Consider the following 5,371-nt stretch of genomic DNA (forward strand, 5'->3'; position numbering starts at 1 on the left):
GCCTCCTCCTACTCGATTGTTGCTCGCTAACTTGAGTGTCTAGTTCACCGAACAAACATCTAAAGCGTTTCTATGCGGGCTAAGCGAGAGTTAACCACGCCAATGAACCCGTTGAGATCATGACCCACATTGTAATACCAAACATCAGTGGTTTCGGCCCTGCCGCTTTTAACTTCTCAACTGAAATACCACAGCCAATTAAGAACAAACACACGACCAGTGCTCGCTTAGACACATCAAAGATTCCTTGATAGACCATCTCAAATTGTGGCAGTAAGTCACTCACCGCGATAGCGGCGCAATAGAAGAAAATGAAGTAGGGAACCGTAATCTTCTTTTGATCGTTCTTGAAGATCATCGCACTAATTAAAGCGATTGGGATGATCCAAAGTGCGCGAGCGAGCTTCAATGTTGTCGCTGTCGTCAGTGCTTCTTCGCCATACGCTGAAGCTGCACCTACTACAGAAGACGTATCGTGAATCGCTATCGCTGCCCAAGTACCAAATGTTTGTTGGCTGAGCTCAAGCGCGTGACCAATCATCGGGAATAAGAATAGAGCAACCGAGTTCAACACGAATACGGTGGCTAATGCCAAGCCAATCTGTTCATCGTCTGCTTTGATCGCGGGTGCCACTGCTGCTATCGCGCTACCACCACAAATCGCGGTACCAGAAGATATAAGATAGCCCGTAGTGCGGTCTAGCCCCATTTGTTTCGCCAAGAACCAACCAATGACTAATGTACCGATAATCGTCGTTACAATGAGCCCAATACCATCGCCTGTTACTGCTAATGCTTTTTCAAACTGAATACCAAAACCCAAGCCAACAATAGAGTAGGCCAGTAGCTTTTTGGTAAGTTTGCCGACTTCCAAGTGTTCAGGGACTAATCCTAAACTAGCAAGCAGGAAACCGATAACCAGGGCTGTCGGTGAGCTAACCCAAGGCGTTAAGCAAAACAGTGCAGCAAGATAAAATGGAACGGACTTTTTTAGGTTCATTGTATTTAGAGTCTTGTTTTGTTGTGGCGTTATTGTGATGAGACCACTATACGTTCAATAAAATGATAAGTAAGTCTAAATGAATTGAACAAACGTTAAGGAAAACTTAACGCTTGTTCAACTGATATGAATAAAGGGCTGGTTAACTAGCGTAATGATCCGCGAAGGTCAGAGACTGACTGTCGAAGCGTTTCACAAGAGGCTTGTTTAGGTGAAATCGGCTCGCCAGCTTCTATCTCTAGCTTAGTCCAGAAGCGAGTGGGTAACCCTTTGCAGGCACGGCCTTTGTAACGACTAAAGTAGCTACCCCATAATCCTTTAAGAGCCATAGGAATCACTGGGACAGGGGAACGTTTGATGATCAGCTCCATACCACGCATGAACTCAGCCATTTCGCCATCAGAGGTGAGCTTTCCTTCTGGGAAAATACACACGATGTGACCTTCATGCAGGGCACGCTCTACTTCTTTGAAAGCGTTTCGAATCGAGTTGCGGTTGGTCGCGGAGATTGGAATCACCCCAGCTCTTTTCAAGAAGCGTCGAATTGGCGGCAACTTGGTGTAATCCTCTTCCATCACAAAACGGATCAAGCGAGGGCAAACCGCACTCAGCAGCAGTGCATCCATATAACTCACATGGTTGCAGACAATCAACGCACCGCCCTTTTCTGGCAGGTGATGTAAGTTCTTATGTTTAACTCTGTACATGGTGTGAGTGACCACCCACGTAAAGAAGCGGAAAGCGTAGATAGGCACCTGATAAAACAGGTACAGCATCACCAAAGTGTTGCCCACTGCGAGCAAGATAAACAGCTGCGGAATTGAAAGATCTAGAACACTAAGGCAAACAATACCTAATACCGCACTTCCCACCATGAACAGTGAGTTGTAGATATTGAGCCCGGCAATCACTTGGGCACGCTCGTCGGGCTTGGCACGTAACTGCATCAGTGAATACAGAGGAACAATAAAGACACCGCCAGAGATACCCAGAAGCAGAAGGTAAGCAAACAGTGGCCACAGCTCTGAGTAGGTTACGAATTGATGGAAAGAACTAAAGTCAGGCAAAGACTCCGGGATGGATATCGCCATCAGAAGACCGAAGATCGAGATACCTAAGCTGCCCATTGGCACGATGCCGATTTCAATTCGGTGATTAGATAACTTATCGCAAGCTAAAGAGCCGATTGCAATGCCTACCGAGAATAGTGCCAGTAAAAAGGCGACGGAGCTTTCAGTGCCGTTTAGATGCAGTTTAGTGAAGTTGGGGAACTGAGTTAGGTAAGCCGCACCAAGGAACCAGAACCAGCTGATAGACATCAGAGCTTGAAAGGTCGGGCGATCTTTTTTGGCAATCGCAAGTGTCGCGCGGGTCAGTTTTACAGGTTGCCACTTTACTTTAAGATCTGGTGCATTACTTGGCGCATGTGGGATAAAGCAGCTTGATGCATAGCCAAGCACGGCGAACGAAACAATACACACCGCAGCAATGAGCTTCGCGCCTTCTTCAGATGCAATGATGCCTGCGCCTAGAGTACCAATCAGGATCGCTAAGAATGTACCTGTCTCGACGAGAGCGTTACCAGATACCAGTTCTTTTGTTTCTAACTGCTGTGGAAGCAGGGCGTATTTCACCGGACCAAAGAAAGCACTCTGCGTTCCCATAAGGAACAGGAGCAGAAGTAATATCCCGTAGCTTTCATAGATAAATCCGATCGCACCCAGTGACATGATCACCACTTCAAGGAGCTTAACTTTACGGATAAACCACGATTTTTCGTATTTATCAGCCAGTACACCGGCTAAAGCTGAGAATAGGAAGAAGGGCAGAATAAACAGGCCAGCGGCCAAATTAATGAATAGATTGCTGGAAATAGGCAGCGTGTCTACGCTTGCGAAAGCAACAAACAGTAACAGGACATTTTTGAATATGTTGTCGTTAAAGGCTCCTAGAAATTGGGTAATAAAGTAGGGTAGGAACCTTTTTTGCGTTAACAGCGAAGATTGGCTGCTGTTGTTCATTGTCTTTCCTTGGATGATTACCAGTTGGTTAAGTAGTTTGAGACTAGGTTATTGATCAGCTCTTTACCATCAATAGGCTCAGAGGCGAAAAATTTATCATCAACGCTAAGTAGAGTAATTCCGTGTACTCCAGACCATAATACACGGCTGGCTTTAACGACTTCGCTTTTCGTATGTTCAGGAGCAATCGCTACTAGCAACTGTTCTAGCATGCCTGTCATTCTATCGATGCGGTTCGATTGCCATTCAGGAAGGTTTTCACCGTTCATGTTGTGCTCAAAGATAAGCTGCCAACGGTGAGGGTGTCTCTGTGCAAAATCGTGGTAGCAGTAGGCAAGGTTGAATAGAGCTTGTTGAGGGTTGCTCGATTGTTCAACAGTTGCAGCGGATTCTGACGCCAGTTCATCTAATGTTTGAGCGACCACATGCAAAAGCAGTAGGTTGTAATTACCAAATACATTTACTAAGGTACTTGGAACGTAACCAATCATATTGGCGATTTTACGTAGACTTAGCTCGTGATAAGAGTGCTCTTCTAAGAAGTCGGTCACCGTTTTTAAGGTTAATTGCACTAATTGTTCGCGAGTATGATCGTTTCGTCTTGCCATGGGTACTTTCTATTAAATGAACATCGTTCAATATTTTAATGCTGCCCCAGAGTGCCGTCAATCCCTTCGCTAGTTTAGTAATCAATTAATAGCCGCAATATTATGATACATGTGTAAACACGGTGAATATTTCATTGTTCTTTGTTAACGAGTATGATTAAGGTGTCGAAAGATAAAAAACCTATAAAGGATAATAATGAAACGATTTTTCTCACTAGTCGCGATCCTGTTGGTAACAGTCGCGGTGACGCCAATCGCGGAAGCGAAAAAGTTTGGTGGTGGTAAGTCATTTGGCAAAAGCTTTAAAACGGCTCCAGCACCAAAACAACAAAACACGAATTCGATCCGTCAAGATCAAACAGGTAAGAACACAGCAGCTAACTCTAGCAAGAAAGGCCTTATGGGCGGTCTGCTAGGTGGTTTACTTGCTGGTGGTCTTTTAGCTGCATTCTTTGGTGGCGCATTTGAAGGTATCCAGTTCATGGATATTCTGATCATGGGTCTGATTGCTTTCCTAGCGTTTAAATTCCTACGTGGAATGTTGGGCGCGAAGCAGGGCTCAATGAATCAGCAGAATGCACGTGGCCAACAGCCAGCATTCGGCGGCATGGGTCAGAACAAGTTTGAACAACCTAAGCAACAACCAAATGTTCATAACTTCGAGCAAGCACAACCTCAATCACAAGGCACTGCTGGTGGTTTCGGTTTTGGTGCACAAAGCGATGTTCCACATAACTACCCACCGGGCTTTGATCAAGCGGCATTCATCAACGGTTCTCGTGAGCACTACCGTACACTGCAAGGTGCATGGAACCACAATGAGCTAAACACGATTGAAGAATACGTATCTCCAAGCCTATTTGAAGACCTAAAAGCTGAGCGTAATAAGCTAGACGGTGATCAGCACACAGACGTAATGTACGTTGATGCTGAAATCGTTCGCGCAGACCACGATGGTAGCAAAGCACAGCTAAGCCTTCAGTTTAGCGGTCGTTACCGTGACACAGCGGATGGCGTTGAAGAAGATATCACTGATATCTGGCACCTAGAGCGTGACCTAACAACTAACAATGCACCTTGGTTAATTGTTGGTATTCAAGGTTAATTCCAGGATTTAACTCAACATCAATAGGATGTAGTTATTCGGAATGACACCAAATAATAGAAAGCCCCTGCTGAGAAATCAGCAGGGGCTTTTTTGCGTCTAATGATATGTATCTTAGTTAAAGATTGGATTAACCTGAGACTAACTAACTGATTTTATTTGGATGTAATGAGTAATGACAAAGTTCTTTGAACCCGTATTGGAGCCTGAGGTTACTTTGCAGCAGAAACAGATAATTGCGAACGAATGCGAAGAACATATATCGACCCATTGTTTAGGCTGCGCTGCTTATCTGGCTTGTGAGCGTCATGCAGAAGTATGGGATCACTGATGTTTGAATGGGCTAGATCGCTTAGTTATTTGTAGGAGCGGGTTAGTGTTTAGGAAGTTGAGGGTTGTTTTAGAAGACACGTTTAGTAAGAGATAAAGCTCAGAAACGAAAAAAGCCAACTCAATGAGTTGGCTTTTCGATTTTCCAATTAAGGAGAATATGGTGGAGGGAGACGGATTCGAACCATCGAAGGCAGTGCCGGCAGATTTACAGTCTGCTCCCTTTGGCCACTCGGGAACCCCTCCAGGGTGTGTCTTACTCTTCACAAAGTAAGCCTAAATTGATGTTTTCCCATAAGCCCATCAA

Annotated in this window: 4 protein-coding genes and 1 tRNA gene; 1 reads left to right on the forward strand and 4 read right to left on the reverse strand. The window is 45.0% G+C overall.

Features of this window, described 5'->3' with window-relative positions; all coding sequences use genetic code 11:
* Positions 1–79: 79 nt before the first annotated feature.
* From AB4138_RS21025 to AB4138_RS21035, 3 genes are all read right to left on the reverse strand, one after another.
* Complete coding sequence (locus AB4138_RS21025; protein WP_017060176.1) at positions 80–1,000, reverse strand: YeiH family protein; 921 nt, start codon at positions 998–1,000, stop codon at positions 80–82.
* A 146-nt stretch (positions 1,001–1,146) separates the two neighbouring features.
* Positions 1,147–3,021: an MFS transporter gene (locus AB4138_RS21030; RefSeq protein ID WP_372082534.1), complete on the reverse strand. Its 1,875-nt coding sequence runs from the start codon at positions 3,019–3,021 to the stop codon at positions 1,147–1,149.
* Between the two features lie 17 nt (positions 3,022–3,038).
* Positions 3,039–3,629 (reverse strand): TetR/AcrR family transcriptional regulator, encoded by a 591-nt coding sequence (locus tag AB4138_RS21035; RefSeq protein ID WP_048613073.1) that lies wholly within the window; start codon positions 3,627–3,629, stop codon positions 3,039–3,041.
* A 196-nt stretch (positions 3,630–3,825) separates the two neighbouring features.
* On the opposite strand from AB4138_RS21035, the gene AB4138_RS21040 reads away from it, so the two are divergent.
* On the forward strand, positions 3,826–4,734 hold the full coding sequence (locus tag AB4138_RS21040; RefSeq protein ID WP_017060179.1) for a Tim44 domain-containing protein: 909 nt from the start codon (positions 3,826–3,828) through the stop codon (positions 4,732–4,734).
* A 491-nt stretch (positions 4,735–5,225) separates the two neighbouring features.
* Here AB4138_RS21040 and AB4138_RS21045 read toward each other — a convergent pair.
* Positions 5,226–5,310: transfer RNA gene (locus AB4138_RS21045), tRNA-Tyr, on the reverse strand.
* Positions 5,311–5,371 lie beyond the last annotated feature (61 nt).

The sequence above is a fragment of the Vibrio sp. 10N.286.52.C3 genome (assembly GCF_041468865.1).
GTDB lineage: Bacteria > Pseudomonadota > Gammaproteobacteria > Enterobacterales > Vibrionaceae > Vibrio > Vibrio crassostreae_C.